A 17898-nucleotide genomic window follows, 5' to 3' on the forward strand; every position below is an offset into this window, starting at 1 on the left:
GTGCCTGCCGTCCCGAATGAACACCTGCCGCCGCTGGCCGCCTTGCGCCAGATCGACACGTGCCGCCTGATCCCGTCGCGCTTCGCCGACATGGAAGACTCCGTGCTGGCGCCCCTGGCCGAGGACGACGCGCACCTGCGCGAGCTGTTCGAACTCGATAACGCGACGAATGCGCGCCTGGTGGCCGAGTACGGCGGCGCGCCAGGAATTGGCGTGGACGAGCTGGTTTTTGGCGTGCCGCACTTCCGCATCATCAACGCCGCCTACACGTATGCCCGCCCGGAAGGGGCGCGTTTCAACGATGGCGAACGGGGCGCCTGGTACTGCGCCTTCGACATGAAAACGGCGCTGGCCGAGATCATTTTCCATAAAACCGTGGAATACCAGGAAATCGACTATTTCGACGACAGCGTCAATTACCAGTCGCTGCTGGCCGATTTTTCCGCCAGTTTCCACGACTTGCGCGGCCAGGAGCGCTACCAGGCTTGCCTGGACCCGGCCAGCTACATCGCCTCGCAAGACCTGGCCGCCATCCTGCTCGAAGCCGGCTCCATGGGCATCATCTTCCCCAGCACCCGGCTGGCGGGCGGCACCAACCTGGCCTGCTTCCGCCCTGCCCTCGTGGGCAATGTTCGCAAAGGCGCCGCCTATCGGTTAACATGGCGGGGTACGCCGATGCCGCACGTGGAAGCCCTGTAAGCCTACGCAAGCGCGCAATGGCACCCGATTCACCGCAACCTGATCTCGTATGCAAACCAATCCCGAAAAAGACACCGAACTGCGCCTCAAAGTCAACAGCGAAACGGCCCGCCTGGCCTGGAGCGAGCTGGAAAAGCACTTCGCCCAGGGCAACGTCGTCTGGGTCGCCAATACGCTGGACCTGGTCGAAGTGGCTGTGCGCATCTCGCACGACGACAAGGCCAGCATCGCGCAATGGATGGCCGATGGCCAGCTGGCAAAGGTGTCGGACCAGCAGGCGCTGGACTGGCAAGCCGCCGACGCGTCCCTGTGGGCCGTCGTCGTCAGCCCGTTCATTCTGGTGCAGCAGGAAAAACCCACCGGGCACTGACTCTACAGACCGTGCGGCAGCGACAGGCTGCCCGGCGTCACCGTCATGCTATCTACCGCACACTTGGATCACGCCGTTGTTGAACGGACTGGTGATCCAGACAACGTTTTTGTAGAGTCAGCTACCGCATGGTGGCATCGCTGATGCGACGCGCGAACGCCGAAACGCTGGCCACGCCGCTCTTGCCGAAATAATGTTTAGGCTTCATCGAGTCCCCACGCCAGTTCCGGGCGCAGCCGGGATTGCCACTGGGGCGGGCACTTCGACTTTTTGCAGCGCGCCATCATCGGCGCAGGCCACGCCGGAGAGCAGCAATAAACAAGGGGGCGATACCTGAAGTTGCTGCGTATAAGAGCTGCTCTACACCACGTGAGGGAGCGCGCAGCGTAGAGGATTTGACAAGCCAAAGCCAGCTTGCTTATTTCAACCTGTATATTCCCGCCTGCGGCGGACGGTGTGCGCAAAGGCGATGTCTATCGGTTAACATGGCAGCCATTCACTGATAGCCAACTGACTTCGCATGCAAAACAAGCCCGATACCCCTACTCTACGACTGCGCACGCTCATCACTGCGGACGCCCTGGAACGCATGGCGCCCGAACTGGAAGCGGCCTTCCACGCCAGGCTGCTGGCGAACCGGGTGCGCGGCGGCGTCGAGCAGCGATTGCAGGCCAGCGAACGGCAGATGCAGCAGGCGTTCGCGCGTGCGCCCCGGATCCACGCCGTGATGGTGTGGAGCAGCGTGATCGGCCTGGTGACGGCACTGGCTTTTGCCATGCGCGGCGGCTTGCTGGTGCACGGCGTTCGGCTGGACCTCGTTTGCCTGGTTTTTTTCGGCCTGATTTTTGCGTTGCTGGTGCTGGTGCCGCGCGTGATCAGCTGGCAGCAGCGGCCGTGGGAATGGCTTTGGCGCACCTTGGCGCGGCGCCTGGCCACCCAACAGCTGAAAAGCGCGCGCACACTGGCGCCGTTCGAGGCGCAGTATGATATCGACGATACCGGCGCCGACCGCAGGACGGTTACCTATACGCGCATCACCAAGGCCGCCGCCACCGTACGCTGGACCCACACGGTGGCAGGTCCCGGCATTTTCGGCGACGGCTACAGCCTGTTTTTTGAACCCTCCCCGTCCATGCATTGCGTGCTGCTGCATGCACGCGATGCGCGGTTCGAAGAGATGTTTGCTCAGTGCCCGCCACCCAGGTAGGCCGCAATCACCTTCGGATCATTTTTCAGGCTCTCCGCCGGCCCATGCACGGAAATGCTGCCGTTTTCCAGCACGTAGCCGTAATCGGCCACGTTCAGGGCGGCGGCGGCGAATTGCTCGACCAGCAGCATGGTCACGCCTTCGGCCTTCAAGCGCGTGATGATACGGAAGACTTCTTCCACCAGGATGGGCGCCAGGCCCATCGACGGCTCGTCCAGCAGGATCACTTCCGGGTTCAGCATCACGGCGCGGGCCATGGCCAGCATTTGCTGCTCGCCGCCCGAGAGCGTTCCGGCCAGCTGGTCGCGCCGCTCCTTCAGGCGGGGGAACAGCTCCAGGGCCTTGTCCAGATCGCCCTTGATGTCGCCTTTCGGGCGCGAGCGCGTAAAGCGGGGGAAGGCGCCCAGCAGCAGGTTGTCCGTCACCGACATCGAGGCGAACACCCTTCTGCCTTCCGGCGAATGGGCCAGGCCGGCGCGGGCGATGCGGTGCGAATCGAGGCCCGTGACATCCTTGCCGCCCAGGGTGACGGTGCCGGATTTCGGTTTCAGCATGCCGGAAATGGCGCGCATGGTGGTGGTCTTGCCGGCCCCGTTCGAGCCGATCAGGGTCACCAGCTTGCCCTTCGGGACGTCGAGCGAAATGCCGTGCAAGACTTCGACTTTGCCGTAGGCGGCGTGCAGATTGCTAATGGTCAGCATGGTTTTCCTCTCAGTGCGCCGCTGGCGCCAGGGTTTCGGCGCTGCCGCCCAGGTAGGCTTCGATCACTTTCGGGTCGCTCTGGACAAGCGCGGGTGCGCCTTCGGCGATCTTCTGGCCGAAGTCCAGCACCGTCACCACGTCCGACAGGGCCATCACCACATCCATGTGGTGCTCGATCAGGATGATGGTGATGCCATGTTCGCGGATCTTGCGGATGATGGCCATCAGCTCCTTGATGTCGGGCGCCGTCAGGCCCGCAGCCGGCTCGTCGAGCAGCAGCAAACGCGGGTTGAGGCCCAGCGCGCGGCCGATTTCCAGCAGCCGCTGCTTGCCATACGGCAGATTGCGCGCCTCTTCGTTGGCCAGGTCCGCCAGGCCGACGAATTCGAGGATGCTGGCGGCCCGCTCGCGCGCGGCCGCCTCTTCGCGCTTGTAGCGGGGCGTGTGCAGCATCACGTCCAGCACATTCGACTTGAAGGTGTTGTGCAGGCCCACCAGCACGTTTTCCGTCGCCGTCATCTCGCCGAACAGCTGCACGTTCTGGAAGGTGCGCGCCACGCCGCCCAGCGCGATCTCGGACGGCGTGCGGCCGGAAATCACGGCGCCGGCAAATTCCACCTTGCCCGCCGTCGGCTTGTAGATCCCCGTCAGCACGTTCATCATCGTGCTCTTGCCCGAGCCGTTCGGCCCGATCAAGCCGTGCACGGAGCCTTGGGTGACGTTCAAGTCCACCTGGTTCAGCGCTTTCAGGCCGCCGAACTGCATCAGGGCCTGCTCCACGCGCAGCAGGGTCGCGCCCTGCTGCCCGCCCTGGGCGTGGTCGAATGGCGCCACGCCGTGCGAAGCGACGGCTTCCACATGGCGCCGGCCCTTGCCGATAAAGCTCATCAAAAAGCCGACGATGCCGTCCTGCAGGTAGTACACGACAAATAAGGTCATCAGGCCGAAGATGGTCAGACGCCAGTCGACCATGTTTTCCAGCTTGTACGAATACGCGGCCAGGCCGATGGTGGCCACCAGGGGCACGAGCACGCCGCGCACGGTGGAGCGTTTCTTCGCCAGCATGAAGGCGGAGCCGATCACGCCCAGCACGGCGGCGGCCACGGCGATCTTGCGGAACAATTCGATGTCCGACAAGAGGCTGGGCAGCATGACGACGATCATGGCGCCGATCAGCGCGCCCGAACGCGTCTTGCGCCCGCCCATGATGACGGCCAGCAGGAACAGGATCGTCAGCTCGAAGTTGTAGGTATTGGGCGAGATGTATTCTTCCGAATACGCATACAGACTGCCGGCCAGGCCCGCGAAACCGGCGCTGATGACGAAGGCGTAGACTTTATAGCGGTACACGGACACGCCCATGCAGTCCGAGGCGATGGGGCTGTCGCGCAAGGCTTCGAACGCGCGGCCCAGGTTCGATTTCAGGATGCGGTGCACCACCACCAGCGAGATCACCAGCAGCGCGGCGACCATGTAGTAGTACTCCACTTCCGTCAGTTTGTGGCCGAACAGGACGGGCTTGTGGATCTTGATGCCCATCGGCCCTTCCGTCAGGAAGCTCATTTCATTGATCAGGATTTGCACGATGGTGCCGAAGGCCAGGGTCACCATGGCCAGGTAAGGCCCCGTCACGCGCAGGGCCGGCAAGGCCAGGATGGCGCCAAACACGGCCGCGCCCAGGATACTGGCGGGGATGGCCAGCCAGAACGGCGCGCCCAGCTTGAACACCAGCACGCCCGTGACGTAGGAGCCGATGCCGAACAGGCCCGCATGGCCCAGCGACACCTGCCCCGTGTAGCCGACGACGATATCGAGGCCGAACAGCAGGATGGCGTAGATCAAAATGGTCTCGGCCAGGTGAATATAGTAGGGATTCGGGATGACGATGGGGAACAACGCGAGCACGGCCAGGCCCGCCGCGCTCAATGCCAGCATGGTGATTTTCTTGTTCATGTCGTCCTCAGACTTTCTTGATCGCGGCTTTGCCGAACAGGCCGGACGGCTTGACGGCCAGCACCAGCAGCAACAGCAGCAGGCCTGGCACTTCCTTGTAGCCGGTGGAGATGTAATAGCCGGTGGTGGTCTCGGCGATGCCCAGGATCAGGCCGCCGACGATGGCGCCCACGCCCGACGTCAGGCCGCCGATGATGGCCACGGCAAACGCTTTCAAGCCCAGCGAGGCGCCCATGGTGGCCCCCGTCAGTGTCAGCGGCGCCACCAGCACGCCCGCAAAGGCGGCCGTGGCTGACGACAGCGCGTAGGAAAACGTGATGACCATGCCCGTGTTGATGCCCATCAAACCGGCCGCGTCGCGGTCGTTGGCTGTCGCCACGACGGCCTTGCCGTAGATCGATTTGCGGTTGAACACTTCGACGGCCAGCATGATGGCCAGCGCACCGACGATGACGGCCACCTGCATCTGCTGCACATTGGCGCCGAACACCTGGAACGGCGCGGCCGACAGCGGCGACGGGAACATCAGGTCATCCTTGCCCCAGATGTTTTCCGCCACGTTCTTGAAAATGATGGCCAGCGCGATGGTCGACATGATCCAGCCGAATTCGGACTTGATCTTGATGGCGGGCCGCACGCCTATCCATTCGACGAACACGCCCTGCAAGGCGCCGAAGACGATGACGATGGGGATCATCAGCAGATAGCTCATGTACGGGCCGCCGTGAATGGTGCCCACCAGGGAAAGGCCCACGAGCGCGCCCAGCATCAGGGATTCGCCCTGGCCGAAATTGAGGGTGCCGGAAGTGGCAAAGGTCAGCTGGTAGCCGAAAGCGATGACGGCATAGATCATGCCCAGCGCGACGCCGCTGAAGACGAGCTGCAGGAAGATTTCCATGGTATTCCCCGGAAGACGAAAGATGAAAAAATGGCCAGTCCTGATTCCTCAAGGCTGGCCACTGCGCGGCGACTGTCTGCCAGGCTTATTTCGCGAGGACGACTTTGCCGTCCTTGACTTCACCGAAGACTGTCAGGTCGGCCGTGATCGCCTCATGGTTGGTTTTGCTGAATGGCTTGTTGTAGGTGGTGACGGCGCCTTCCACCTTCTCGTTCAGGTTTTCCAGCGCGGCGCGCACTTTCGGACCATCCGTGCCGCCAGCCTGCGTGATGGCCGCGGCCAGCAGGTAGATGGAATCGTAGCCTTGCGCGGCCGAGACGGCCGATGGCATGCGTCCGCCCGATGGTTTGTAGGCGGCCACGTAGGCGTCGATGAAGGCCTTGCGCTTCGGCGTGCTGGCATCCTGGATGAAGGTTTGCGGCATGCGCGTGCCATTGCCGTTCTTGCCCGCGTTGTCGATGAAGTTGCCCATGGCCAGGGTCCAGCTGCCGATCAGCGGTACTTTCCAGCCCAGTTTTTCCATGCCGTTGGCGATCTGCGCCAGTTCCGGGCCGATGCCGTAGGTCAGCACGACTTCCGCCCCCGCCTGCTTGGCTTTCAGCAGCTGGGCCGTCATGTCGACGTCCTTGATGTTGTATTTTTCCACGACGACGGGCTTGATGCCCTTCTTGTCGAGCGCCTTTTCCAGGTCTTCACGGCCCAGCTGGCCATAGTTGGTGGAGTCGGCCAGGATCGCCACTTTCTTGAACTTGCGGTTCTCGATCGCCTCATGCACGATCATGCCGGACTGGATGGTGTCATTGGCCGCATTGCGGAAAATGTAGTTTTCCGGCTGGTCGGCGAATTGCTTGGTGACGATGGAACCCGTCGCCACATTGTTCATGACGGGAATTTTCGCTTCCTGGTAGAAACGCTGCGACGCCAGGGCCACGCCCGTGTTGATATAACCGACGGTGGCGGCGACCTTTTCCTTGTTGATCAGCTCCTGGGCGATCTGCACGCCGCGTTCATTCTTCGCTTCGTCGTCGCGCTCGATCAGTAGCAGGGAACGGCCCAGCACGCCACCCTTGGCATTGATTTCTGCCACGGCCAGCTTGACGCCGTCGCGCATCGACACGCCCATCGGCGCGGAACCGCCCGTAAACGGTCCGGACACGCCAATCTTGATGGGGTCGGCTGCGAACGCCGCCTGCGAGAAACCCAAAACCAAACTTGCCACGAGCAATTTCTGTTTCAAATTCATTGTCATCTCCTCTGATACAACGTTTTTAATGCCACTTATTTTTATAGTCGTACGCTGGATAACCGCCCCATCGATAAATCATTGTAGGTGAGTAAACATGCACCAGCAACAACTACATATGACGCGTCGCAACATGCAGAAAAGACACAATTGCTGGCCCGATGTCAGTCTTTTGTAAGGAAAATATGTCGCAAATTGACACAGCTGCTGCACATGGACACAGTGCAGGTGTCTGATCTATGTCAAAAGTATGGCGATGCAATGCTGATATGGTCACAGAACCAGGGTCAACCGGCCATGGCGGCAATCCCATCCTTACCATGGAGACCCTATGCGCCAGCCCATGACAACCATCTGCGCCTGCCTGCTGATCGGCGGCATGAGTAGCGCCTGCAAGAACTTCACGCCGGTCGACAAGTTCGCGGGACAGACGGTGGCGATAACGGAAGTATTCAAACCCATGCTGACGCACTCCATGAACAGTTGCACCAATAATGTACGGCGCAACAGCATCATCACCGACCGCCCCTACCTTGCGCAGGAAACGGAACAGGACCTGGTCCGGCGCTGCCAGGCCTACGCGACGCAATTGGCCGGCACAGCCGAACTGAACGATGTATTGAAACGCTACGCGGAAGTCCTTGCCGCGCTGGCCAACGACAAGCTGGCGAACTACAAGGATGAGATCGGCGCCCTTGGCGGTTCGCTGGACGCACTGCAACAGTCCCATGGCATGACGCCGGTGCTCGACGCCGGCCAACTGGACAAAGTCACGCGCCTGAGCACGCTGATCAGCCAGATCGTCACGCAGCAACGACAGCAGTCGGGGATCAACGAACTGCTGGCGCGCGAAGAAGATATTTATATCATCAGCAATGCGCTGAAAAAATATGCGCAGCAAAACTACCAGGCCAATCTGCACGACGAGGGCCTGACGCTAGCCTCCCTGAATCGCTCGCTCGACAATGCCGCCGCCAGGGAACCCGTTGCCAGCAACTATCTGAAGGCCAAGCTCTACCTGGACGGGCGGCAACTGCAAGAGCGCGGCAAGGTCATCGACGCCTATATTGCCGCCATGACCGAATTGCAGAACAGTCTCAGCACCTTGCGCGCCAAGTCCATGAAAGACCCGGCATTGGAGCGTCAACTGGACATATTTGCCAAGCAAGTCGATACCCTGCAAAAGCAGGCCGCCAATTATTCACCATCCCCCTGGTAGGAGTCTGACATGGGCAACGCTATCGCACTCGATGAAAAACAAACCACGGAAATCGCCGACAAGCTGGCACAGGCTTCGAACCAGGTACTGGAGCTGCGCATCGCGCTGACAGACCGCACGCCGCCAACACCGGCAGCCGTGCTGCATGATCTCAAGCAATATGAAAGCCACCTGGACCAGATGGTGTCCTTTTTCCGCGCCCATGGCATCTACCTGATCAACAAGGGCGCGCAGCAGGCATTGGCCAATGTGAACACGGCCATCGAACAAGGCAGGAAAACAGTGGCAGACATCGAGCACACGCACGCGGCCGTCAAGGCAGCGGCAGGCCTGTTGGACCTGGCTGCCGCCTTGCTGTCGCGCAATCCGCTGGCCATTGCCGAGGCGGCGAACAGCCTGCGGACCTGACCAGGAGGGCAATCACGGCTCTGCGGCCCTGTGCCCCATCGCGTGCGTGGCCATCTTCAGGTACAGGAAGGACTGCTCCTCGTTGTGCGCATAACCCATCCGACCTTCGGCCAGGGCCACGGATTTCTGCTGCAGCGCTTCCGGGTAGTTCTGGTCGCAGGCAGCGTCGAGCCAGTAGCGTGCCCTGGCTTCGTCGCTATCGAGCAGCATGTTCGCGACGATGAACATGGCCGGCGCCACGCCGCGTTGCGCGGCCAGTTCCAGCCAGCGCAGCGCGGCGGCGCCATCCTGCGGGCCGCCCATGCCGTTCTTGAACATCAAGCCCAGGTAATACGCGGCGGGCCCGCCACCCTGCCCCGCCGCCTGCTCGAACAGGACGCGCGCCTGCGGCTGGCTCGCCTCACCGGCGCGCATCAGCACCTTGGCCTGGGCCGTGACATCGGGCGCCGCCACAACGGGCGACGCCAGGGCAGCGGCCAGCAGCAAGTTTGCCAGCATCATTTCGACAGGTCGAGCTGGTACAGGGCAAAGCCCTTGCCCGCGCCATCATCAAGCTTCAGCTGCGTGACGTTGTCGATGCCGGCCGCCTTGGCCAGATCGATCACGTTCGGCGCGGAATGGAACACCACGAGGCCTTTCGTCGCGGCCTTCGCGAAGCGCCAGCTGCGCGCCGAGCCATTTTTCGCGCGCGTCAGGTTTTTTTCCTTGGTCACGTAAGCGATCAGGAGTTCGCGGTTGTTGTCGGGCGAGGCCACCACCGTCTTGCTGCCATCGAGGCCGGGGAAATTGCCGCCGCCGCTGGCGCGGTAGTTATTTGTCGCGATCAAGAATTCCTGGCTGGCGTCCACCGGCTTGCCCTTGTACGTCAGCCCCTGGATGCGCTGGCCGGGCTTTTGCGTGACGTCGATCTGGTAGCGCACGTCGGCGCTGGTGATCGCATCGAAGTTGTAGCTCGGATGGGCCGTGTTGACCAGTTCCTGCGCTTCCAGCTTGTTCGGGTCGATGGTATTGAAACGCTGCGCCGACTGTTCCAGCCAGGCTTTCAGTTCCGCGCCATTCATCTTCACGCCGTACAGCGCGTTCGGATACAAATACAGATCGGCCGCGTTATTCAGCGCCACATTGCCCACCTTGACGTCCGTGTAGTCGGACACGCCGGCCGAGCCGCTCTTGAACGGGGAAGACATCGACAGCACGGGCAAGTGCGCAAACTGCGGCAGGTTTGCCTTCACATACGCGGCCAGGTAACCCGCTTGCGCCTGGTTCACCACTTCGATGGCGCTGACATCGCCCACATCGGCGAAATACGTCGACATGCGGAAGTCGGTGGCGCCGACCGGCGTCTGCACGTAGGCGATCGTCGCCGCGTGTTCTTCCGCAACCAGCCTGGCGATCGCCGCATCGGGCTGCACGTAACTCTTGTCCGCGTTCTGGATGCCGCGCGCTTCCACCGTGGTGGCGCTCTTGTCGACCACCCACCGCTTGCCGTCATGGCGCAGGGAGAGGCCGATCACACCCAGGTGCTTGCCCCACAAGTTGGCCATCACGGTCGGCACGCCATTGACCAGGCCACGGGCCTTGTCGACGCCGGGCAGATTAAACTGCGGCACCGTGCTGGCCGCGTTCGGGAACAGCTGGTGCGAGTGGCCGATCAGCATGGCGTCCACGCCCGGCACTTGCGACAGGTAGTAATTGCCGTTTTCCATGCTCGGCGAATACGGGCTGTCATCGAGACCGCCGTGCGAAATGGCCACCACCAGTTCGGCGCCTTTGGCGCGCATCTCGGGGATGAATTTTTCCGCCGTCTCGCGCACGCCCTGCGTATAGACGCGGCCTTCCAGCCAGCGCTTGTCCCACGCCATGATGGTGGGCGGCGCAAAGCTGATGATGCCGACCTTCACGGTGGAGGTGATTGCCTTGCCATCGGGGCCGGTAGCCGTGATCTGCTTGGCTATGATGTGATATGGCGCAAACAGGGGCTGGCCCGTCTTGACGCTGTAGACGTTGGCCAGCACTTGCGGGAATGCGGGGCCGGCGCAGCGCGGCTTGCTGGCGTCGACGCTGTCGACCTCAAACTGGTTGCCCGTCACCTGGCTCAGGAACGCCAGGCCGTAGTTGAATTCGTGGTTGCCGATGCCGCCGCCGTCCACTTTCAGCAAATTCATGGCCTTGTAGATGGCCAGGGTCTGGTCGCAGGCCAGCGGTTTTACCAATGCCTGGTAGTCGGCCAGCGCCGTGCCCTGGATGGTGTCGCCGTTGTCGAGCAAAAGGTTGTTCGGATACTGCGCGCGTGCCTGGGCGATCAGCGCCGCCGTGCGTTCCAGGCCGATCGACGGCTCCGCCTGCAGCTTGTAGTAATCATAACTGAGCACATTCGCGTGCAAGTCCGTCGTCTCCAGCAGGGCCAGGGTGGCGCTGCTGCCGGCCGGCGCGGCCGATGGCGCGCGGACGGGTCCCGTGGCGGCGGGCGGCAAGGCGCCGCAGCCGGCCAGCAGCAGCGGTAACAGGGCAAGACGGGGAAATTGAAGCATGATGTATTCCTGTGGAAAGACAATATCGCCAGCATCATACGCAGCACGGCAGCCCCTATCAAGGCAAAAATATTGTCGCAAATACAGCAAAATCGTCATTTTATTGCCCCGTGCGGCAGCAATTGCGCCGCGGCGGCAGCGGAAACGCGCCGCGCTCGCGTATAATTCAAGGTTTGATTTCACCATAGAAGACCAGAACATTATGGAAGCCGAACGCATCAATATCATCTCCGCCCTGCTCAACGACCTGACGGTCCGCGAAGCCGAACTTCGGAGGTATCTTTGACTTCACTGTCAAGTCGGAGAAACTAGAGCAAGTCAACGAAGAACTGGAAGACCCCACCGTCTGGAACGATCCCAAGCGCGCCCAGGACCTCGGTAAAGAGAAGAAGGCGCTGGAAGCCATCGTCTTCACCCTGGCCAAGGCCGATGCCGACCTGCGCGACACCCGCGACCTGTTCGACATGGCGCGCGAAGAAGGCGACGACGAAACGCTCGAAGCGATCGAGCAGGACGTGCAGGAAATCCGCAAGGTCATCGAAAGCATGGAATTCCGCCGGATGTTCAACAATCCGATGGATCCGAACAACTGCTTCATCGACATCCAGGCCGGTGCCGGCGGTACGGAAGCCCAGGACTGGGCCTCGATGCTGCTGCGTCAGTACCTGCGCTATTGCGAACGCAAGGGCTTCAAGGTCGAAATCCTGGAACAGTCGGACGGCGAGGTCGCCGGCATCAAGACGGCCACCCTGAAGGTCGAGGGCGATCACGCCTACGGCTTCCTGCGCACGGAAACGGGTGTGCACCGCCTGGTGCGCAAGTCGCCATTCGACTCGGCCAACGGCCGCCACACCTCGTTTACGTCGCTGTTCGTGTACCCGGAAGTCGACGATTCGATCGAGATCGACGTCAATCCGGCCGATATCCGCGTCGATACCTACCGCGCGTCGGGCGCCGGTGGTCAGCACATCAACAAGACCGACTCCGCCGTCCGCATGACCCATGCGCCGACCGGTATCGTGGTGCAGTGCCAGAACGACCGTTCGCAGCACCGCAACCGCGCCGAAGCGATGGAAATGCTGAAAGCGAAACTGTACGAACATGAACTGCGCAAGCGCATGAGCGAACAGCAAAAGCTGGAAGACTCGAAAACGGACGTGGGCTGGGGTCACCAGATCCGCTCCTACGTGCTGGACCAGTCCCGCATCAAGGACTTGCGCACCGGTTTCGAGACGGGCAATACCAAGGGCGTGCTCGATGGCGACATCGACGAGTTCATTTCCGCCTCGCTCAAGCAAGGCGTATAAGGATGAACGCATCCGCTCCGGCATTGACGCAGCGCGCCTTCCTGTTCGACATGGATGGCACGATCGTCGACAACATGGCATTCCACACGACATCGTGGCTGGCGTTCTTTGAACGCCACGGCCATGCGCTGGACGCGGACGCCTTTTTCCGCGACACGGCAGGACGGCAAGGACATGAAATCATCGCCAAGTACCTGGGCGAGGATGCCGACCACGTCACCCTGCTGGCTGAAAAGGAAGTCGTCTACCGCGAACTGTATGGCCCGCACCTGGCGACAGTTGCCGGTTTCGACCTGCTGATCGCCAGCGCGCGCCAGGCTGGCGTGGGGCTGGTGGTGGGCACGGCCGCGCCGGACGAGAACATCGCGTTCACGCTCGACGGCCTGGACCTGCGCCACCGCTTCGATGCCATCGTCGGCGCAGCCGACGTGGAACGGGGCAAGCCACACCCGGACGTTTTCCTGAAAGGCGCGCTGCTGGCCGGCGCGCTGCCGCATGACTGCATCGTCTTTGAAGACGCGCCGCTGGGCGTGGAAGCGGCGCGCCGTGCCGGCATGCGCGTCGTGGTGCTCACCACCACCCTGCCTGCCGAAGCGTTTGCCGCCTTCGACAACGTCATTGCCATCGTGCCGGATTTCTCCTCGCTGGACGTCGACGCACTGTTTGCCAGCGTGGCGCCAGCGCTGGCGCCACATCATCAATAATCACCAACGAAGAACACCATGACTACGGATATCCAAGAACAAGCCGCCGCCCCCGATGAAAACAAGATCATCGCCGAGCGCCGCGTCAAGCTGGCAGCACTGCGCGAACAAGGCATCGCCTTCCCGAACGATTTCCGCCCCGAGCACAAGGCGGCCGATCTGCACGCGCAATACGGCAGCAAGACGCGCGAAGAGCTGGAAGCCGAACCTGTCACCGTGGTGCTGGCCGGCCGCATGATGCTCAAGCGCGAAGCGGGCAAGAAAGCCGCTTTCGCCACCCTGCAAGACGCCTCCGGCCCGAAAGCCGATGGCCGCATCCAGATCTACGCCACGCTTGATCTCACCGGCGAAGCGGCCATGGCCGCCCTGCACCACTATGACCTGGGCGATATCCTGGGCGTGACGGGCACGCTGTTCAAGACCAAGACGGACGAACTGACCATCAAGGTCACGCAACTGCGTTTGATCACCAAGTCGCTGCGCCCGCTGCCGGACAAATTCCACGGCCTGGCCGACCAGGAAACGAAGTACCGCCAGCGCTACGTCGACCTGATCATGAACGAAGAGACACGCCGCACCTTCAAGGCGCGTACCGCCGCCATCTCGTCGATCCGCCGCTTCATGGAAAAGAACGAGTTCATGGAAGTGGAAACGCCGATGCTGCACACGATCCCCGGCGGCGCGGCGGCAAAGCCATTCGTCACGCACCACAATGCGCTCGACATGGAAATGTATCTGCGTATCGCGCCCGAGCTGTACCTGAAGCGCCTGGTCGTGGGCGGCTTTGACCGCGTGTTCGAGATCAACCGCAACTTCCGCAACGAAGGCGTGTCGATCCGTCACAACCCGGAATTTACGATGATGGAATTCTACGCGGCCTACACCGACTACAAATGGCTGATGGATTTCACGGAAGCCGTCATCCGCCAGGCCGCCATCGACGCGCACGGCACCGCCACCCTGACCTACGGCGGCCGCGAGCTGGACCTGGCAAAACCGTTCCACCGCCTGACCATCGTCGAAGCGATCAACAAGTACGCTCCAGGCTACACCGCCGAGCAGTTGAACGATGCCGAATTCATCAAGGAAGAGCTGAAAAAATTCGGCGTCAAGCCGTTCGCCACGGCCGGCCTGGGCGCACTGCAACTGGCGCTGTTCGAAGAGACGGCTGAAGCGCAGCTGTGGGAACCGACCTACATCATCGACTATCCGGTCGAAGTGTCGCCATTGGCGCGCGCTTCCGACACGGTAGCCGGCATCACCGAACGTTTTGAATTGTTCATGGTGGGCCGCGAGATCGCCAACGGCTTCTCCGAGTTGAACGATGCGGAAGACCAGTCGGCCCGCTTCCTGGCGCAAGTCGCTGCCAAGGACGCCGGCGATGAAGAGGCGATGTTCTACGACGCCGACTACATCCGCGCGCTGGAATACGGCATGCCGCCAGCCGGCGGCTGCGGCATCGGCATCGACCGCCTGATGATGATCATCACGGATTCGCCGAACATCCGCGACGTCCTGCTGTTCCCTCATCTGCGCCGCGAAGACTAATCGCGGACGCAAGCCGATAAAAAGCCGCCTGATTTTGCGATCAGGCGGCTTTTTTTCTTATGCGGCCTGCCGTCAGCCGACCAGGGTCACGCGCTGGTGGCTGCGGCTGGCCTGCTGCGCCGCCAGCGCCGTGGCCAGCGCGCGCATGCCGTCGTCGCCCGTGGCGGCCGGCTGCCCTTCGCCGCGCATGGCGCGCTGGAAGGCGCGCACCGAACGCACGTACAGGTTTTCATGCTCGACGGGGATATCGATGCTGCCGCCCTCGCGCGTCAGGCTGATGGTGCCGACGGGGCGCTGCGTCATCACGCCGGTGGCGAAGATGGTGCCCTTGGTGCCAATGATTTCCACGCCGGACAGCGAATGCGGCGCATTGAACGCATCGTGCACCTGCACCAGGGTGCCGCTGTCGAACTCGATGACGGCCATCAGGCCCTCTTCCAGCCCGGCCACCGTCATGCCGCCGCTGGTGGCGCAGGCGGTGACATGGCGCGGCTCCGAGTCGAGCAGGAAGCGCAAGGTATCGACATCGTGCACGAACATGTCGAGCGTGACGCCACCTGACTCCGGCGCGTCCAGGCGCCAGCCGCGCAGATGCTGCGGCAGGTTATTCGCGTGCAGCACGCGGCCATACAGGGGCTGGCCGATCTCGCCGGCGCGTATCAGCTCGCGCACCTTGCCGTGGCTGGCGGCGTTGCGCAGGTGGTGGTTAATCCCCAGCACCACGCCCGCTTCGGCACAGCCGTCCACCATGCGGCGGGCGTCCTCCAGGTTCAGCGCCAGCGGCTTTTCGCACAGTACGTGCTTGCCGGCGCGCGCCGCCTGCAAGGTCTGCGCCATATGCCATTCGTTGGTGGTGCTGATGTACACGGCATCCGCGCCTGGATGCGCGAGCGCCGCATCGAGGTCCGTGTAGCTGGCGGCGATGCCGAACTGCTCGGCAAAGGCGGCGCCGCGCGCCGCGTCCCGGCTGACCACGGCCAGCACTTCGGCATCGCCCTGCTGGCCGATTGCGTCGACCATCCATTCGCGCGCCACGGTGCTGGCGCCGACCAGTATCCATCCGATTTTTTTCATTCGATTCTCCCCTTAAAAAGTGTGGCGCAGGCCGACGTTCCAGGCCTGGTTGCCGCTGCCGTTGTCGGTGGCGTTGCCCACCACATAGGCGGCGCCGTTGCGGTTGTCGATATGCGCGTAGGCCGCATACAAGGTGCTGCGTTTCGACAGTGCATAGGTGTAGCCGATGCCGACCTGAGAAGCGTCGCCGTTGGCGGCGCGCCGGTCGTCGCGCCGCACGTACGAGAACAGGACGCGGTGCGGGCCCACCGGGATGGTGGCGCCCAGCATCAGGTCCGCGCTGTCGACCGTCGTGGCGGCCCCCGCCGTGCTCTTGCTGACGGCGACCGCGCCATGCGCCTTGACCACGCCGAAGTCCCAGGTGGCGCCCAGCACCGTGTTGCGCGCCCTGCCCGCCAGCAGCGCGCTTGATATGGTGTTGGCATCCTGGTGCGCCATGCGCACATACAGCGGCCCGCTGGCATAGGTGGCCGCCGCGCCCGCGTAGCGTTTGGCCGACGCATCGCCCGGCACTTCGCCGAAGCCGTACGCCAGTTCGCCGGAGAGTCCCCCGCGCACGGGCGAGCTGTAGGTGATGCTGTTGTCGACCCGGCTGATGTAGCCGGCCGTGAAGACGTTGCTCATCCTGCCCGCAAAACCCAGGTAAAACGGGTCCAGCGCCCCCAGGCTGCTATCAATGAAGGTGTACTGGCGGCCCAGGCGCAAGGTGCCCGCCGCGCCGGCGAGGCCGACGAAGGCCTGCCGTCCGAACAGCAGACCGCCCTGGGCCGAAGCGCCCGTGTCGGCCAGGATGCCCGCATCCATCGTAAACAGCGCCGTCATGCCGCCGCCCAGGTCTTCGCTGCCCTTGAAACCGAGCCGCGAACCATTGGCGATGCCGCTCGTCAACTTGAGCACCCTGCCGCCGGGACCGCCGCTCTCGGACACGACACCCATGTCCATGATGCCGTACACGGCCACGTTCGACTGCGCGTAACACAGGCCACTGCCGGCGCCAATGATCATTGCCCCTACTACCTTCTTCTTCATCTCTTTCCCTGTCTGTGGATGCTGCACTTAGTTCACCAGATGGCGCGGACGCTCGCCGCGCAAGCCGGCCAGCAGGTTGTCCACGGCCTGCTGCGCCATCGCATAGCGCGTTTCGTGCGTGGCCGAGCCGATGTGCGGCAACGCCACCACGTTGGCCATGTGCGGCAGCGGATTATCCGGCGCCAGCGGTTCGCGCTCGAACACGTCAAGGCCGGCGCCGTGGATAGTGCCCTGCTGCAGCGCCTCGATCAGCGCCGCCTCGTCGACGATGCGCCCGCGCGAACCGTTGATGAAGATGGCGCCGGGGCGCATCAGCGCGAACTCGCGCCGGCCCATCATGCGTTCCGTCTGCGCCGTCAGCGGCAGCACCACGCAGACGAAATCGGAGCCGGCCAGCAAATCGTCGAGCGCCACCTGGCGCGCGCCCAGGGCCGTTTCCACCTCGGGCACCGCTTCGCCGTTCACGTACAGCACCTGCATGCCGAAGCCCAGCGCGGCGCGGCGGGCGACGGCGCGGCCGATGCGGCCCATGCCCAGCATGCCGATGGTCTTGCCGTGCACGTTGACGCCGTACTGGCTTTCGCCGACGCTGCGCGTCCAGCGTCCGGCCTTGACGAATTCGGCCAGTTCGACGACCCTCCGCGCGCTGGCGAGGATCAGCGCGAAGATCGTGTCGGCCGTCGTTTCCGTCAGCACGTCCGGCGTATTGGCCAGCAAGATGCCCCGTTCGCGCAGGTAATCGACGTCGAACTGGTCGACGCCCACGGAAACGGTGGAAATGATGCGCAGCTCAAAGGCCGGGTCCAGCAGTTCGCGGTCCAGGCGCACGCTGGCGCCCAGCAAGCCGTGCGCGCCGCGGATGGCGGCGGCGAATGCGGCGCGGTTGCCCGCATCGATCGCTTCGAAGTACGTCACCTCGCATTCGGCGCGCAGGCGCGCCAGCAGCGGCTCGGCCAGATTTTTATAGACAACCACATGTTTTTTCACGAGTGTTTCCCCTGTTCGG

The 17898-nt window shown here is 62.9% G+C and carries 18 protein-coding genes; 9 read left to right on the forward strand and 9 right to left on the reverse strand.

Annotation, left to right across the window (positions count from 1 at the left end):
- The 3 genes from CSQ93_RS07320 (at position 1) to CSQ93_RS07330 (ending at position 2276) form a co-directional block, all read left to right on the forward strand.
- A complete protein-coding gene (locus CSQ93_RS07320; protein ID WP_099377575.1) occupies positions 1 to 699 on the forward strand; it encodes an RES family NAD+ phosphorylase in 699 nt (232 codons plus the stop codon).
- A gap of 49 nt (positions 700 to 748) precedes the next feature.
- Positions 749 to 1069: a DUF2288 domain-containing protein gene (locus tag CSQ93_RS07325; RefSeq protein ID WP_099377464.1), complete on the forward strand. Its 321-nt coding sequence runs from the start codon at positions 749 to 751 to the stop codon at positions 1067 to 1069.
- Between the two features lie 520 nt (positions 1070 to 1589).
- Positions 1590 to 2276 (forward strand): hypothetical protein, encoded by a 687-nt coding sequence (locus CSQ93_RS07330; protein ID WP_158301163.1) that lies wholly within the window; start codon positions 1590 to 1592, stop codon positions 2274 to 2276.
- Here the strand turns inward: CSQ93_RS07330 and CSQ93_RS07335 are convergent.
- The 4 genes from CSQ93_RS07335 to CSQ93_RS07350 form a co-directional block, all read right to left on the reverse strand.
- A complete protein-coding gene (locus tag CSQ93_RS07335) occupies positions 2255 to 2977 on the reverse strand; it encodes an ABC transporter ATP-binding protein (RefSeq protein ID WP_099377466.1) in 723 nt (240 codons plus the stop codon). The genes CSQ93_RS07330 and CSQ93_RS07335 overlap by 22 nt on opposite strands.
- 10 nt (positions 2978 to 2987) lie before the next feature.
- Positions 2988 to 4931: a branched-chain amino acid ABC transporter ATP-binding protein/permease gene (locus CSQ93_RS07340; RefSeq protein ID WP_099377467.1), complete on the reverse strand. Its 1944-nt coding sequence runs from the start codon at positions 4929 to 4931 to the stop codon at positions 2988 to 2990.
- Between the two features lie 7 nt (positions 4932 to 4938).
- Positions 4939 to 5829 (reverse strand): branched-chain amino acid ABC transporter permease, encoded by an 891-nt coding sequence (locus CSQ93_RS07345; protein WP_099377468.1) that lies wholly within the window; start codon positions 5827 to 5829, stop codon positions 4939 to 4941.
- 85 nt (positions 5830 to 5914) lie between these two features.
- Positions 5915 to 7072, reverse strand: a complete 1158-nt coding sequence (locus tag CSQ93_RS07350) for an ABC transporter substrate-binding protein (protein ID WP_099377469.1) — start codon at positions 7070 to 7072, stop codon at positions 5915 to 5917.
- A 343-nt stretch (positions 7073 to 7415) separates the two neighbouring features.
- Between CSQ93_RS07350 and CSQ93_RS07355 the strand changes: the two genes are divergently transcribed.
- Both CSQ93_RS07355 and CSQ93_RS07360 read left to right on the forward strand, forming a co-directional pair.
- Complete coding sequence (locus CSQ93_RS07355; protein WP_158301164.1) at positions 7416 to 8291, forward strand: hypothetical protein; 876 nt, start codon at positions 7416 to 7418, stop codon at positions 8289 to 8291.
- Positions 8292 to 8300: 9 nt separating this feature from the next.
- Positions 8301 to 8699 carry a hypothetical protein gene (locus CSQ93_RS07360; RefSeq protein WP_099377471.1) on the forward strand — a complete coding sequence of 133 codons (399 nt, stop codon included), beginning with the start codon at positions 8301 to 8303 and terminating at the stop codon, positions 8697 to 8699.
- Positions 8700 to 8711: 12 nt separating this feature from the next.
- On the opposite strand, the gene CSQ93_RS07365 is transcribed toward CSQ93_RS07360, so the two are convergent.
- On the reverse strand, positions 8712 to 9200 hold the full coding sequence (locus CSQ93_RS07365; protein WP_099377472.1) for a tetratricopeptide repeat protein: 489 nt from the start codon (positions 9198 to 9200) through the stop codon (positions 8712 to 8714).
- On the reverse strand, positions 9197 to 11230 hold the full coding sequence (locus tag CSQ93_RS07370; protein WP_099377473.1) for a bifunctional 2',3'-cyclic-nucleotide 2'-phosphodiesterase/3'-nucleotidase: 2034 nt from the start codon (positions 11228 to 11230) through the stop codon (positions 9197 to 9199). The genes CSQ93_RS07365 and CSQ93_RS07370 overlap by 4 nt, the downstream gene beginning before the upstream one ends.
- Here CSQ93_RS07370 and CSQ93_RS29160 point away from each other — a divergent pair.
- The 4 genes from CSQ93_RS29160 to lysS all read left to right on the forward strand — a co-directional run bounded on the left by CSQ93_RS29160 (position 11229) and on the right by lysS (position 14789).
- On the forward strand, positions 11229 to 11516 hold the full coding sequence (locus tag CSQ93_RS29160) for a hypothetical protein (RefSeq protein ID WP_199534309.1): 288 nt from the start codon (positions 11229 to 11231) through the stop codon (positions 11514 to 11516). The genes CSQ93_RS07370 and CSQ93_RS29160 overlap by 2 nt on opposite strands.
- A protein-coding gene (gene prfB / locus CSQ93_RS07380) for a peptide chain release factor 2 (RefSeq protein WP_150130978.1) occupies positions 11433 to 12537 on the forward strand; the annotation gives its coding sequence in 2 pieces (ribosomal slippage) (positions 11433 to 11513 and positions 11515 to 12537; 1104 coding nt in all). The genes CSQ93_RS29160 and prfB overlap by 84 nt, the downstream gene beginning before the upstream one ends.
- Before the next feature lie 2 nt (positions 12538 to 12539).
- On the forward strand, positions 12540 to 13241 hold the full coding sequence (locus CSQ93_RS07385; protein WP_099377474.1) for an HAD family hydrolase: 702 nt from the start codon (positions 12540 to 12542) through the stop codon (positions 13239 to 13241).
- Between the two features lie 18 nt (positions 13242 to 13259).
- Entirely contained in the window at positions 13260 to 14789 is a 1530-nt protein-coding gene (gene lysS / locus CSQ93_RS07390) for a lysine--tRNA ligase (protein WP_099377475.1), read from the forward strand.
- 72 nt (positions 14790 to 14861) lie between these two features.
- Here lysS and CSQ93_RS07395 read toward each other — a convergent pair whose 3' ends face one another.
- The 3 genes from CSQ93_RS07395 to CSQ93_RS07405 are packed head-to-tail and all read right to left on the reverse strand — an operon-like array spanning position 14862 to position 17879.
- Positions 14862 to 15863 carry a Gfo/Idh/MocA family protein gene (locus CSQ93_RS07395; protein WP_099377476.1) on the reverse strand — a complete coding sequence of 334 codons (1002 nt, stop codon included), beginning with the start codon at positions 15861 to 15863 and terminating at the stop codon, positions 14862 to 14864.
- 12 nt (positions 15864 to 15875) lie between these two features.
- Complete coding sequence (locus CSQ93_RS07400; RefSeq protein WP_099377477.1) at positions 15876 to 16892, reverse strand: porin; 1017 nt, start codon at positions 16890 to 16892, stop codon at positions 15876 to 15878.
- 27 nt (positions 16893 to 16919) lie between these two features.
- Positions 16920 to 17879, reverse strand: a complete 960-nt coding sequence (locus CSQ93_RS07405; protein WP_099377478.1) for a 2-hydroxyacid dehydrogenase — start codon at positions 17877 to 17879, stop codon at positions 16920 to 16922.
- Positions 17880 to 17898 lie beyond the last annotated feature (19 nt).

The sequence above is a fragment of the Janthinobacterium sp. BJB426 genome, assembly GCF_002735705.1.
Lineage (GTDB): Bacteria > Pseudomonadota > Gammaproteobacteria > Burkholderiales > Burkholderiaceae_D > Janthinobacterium.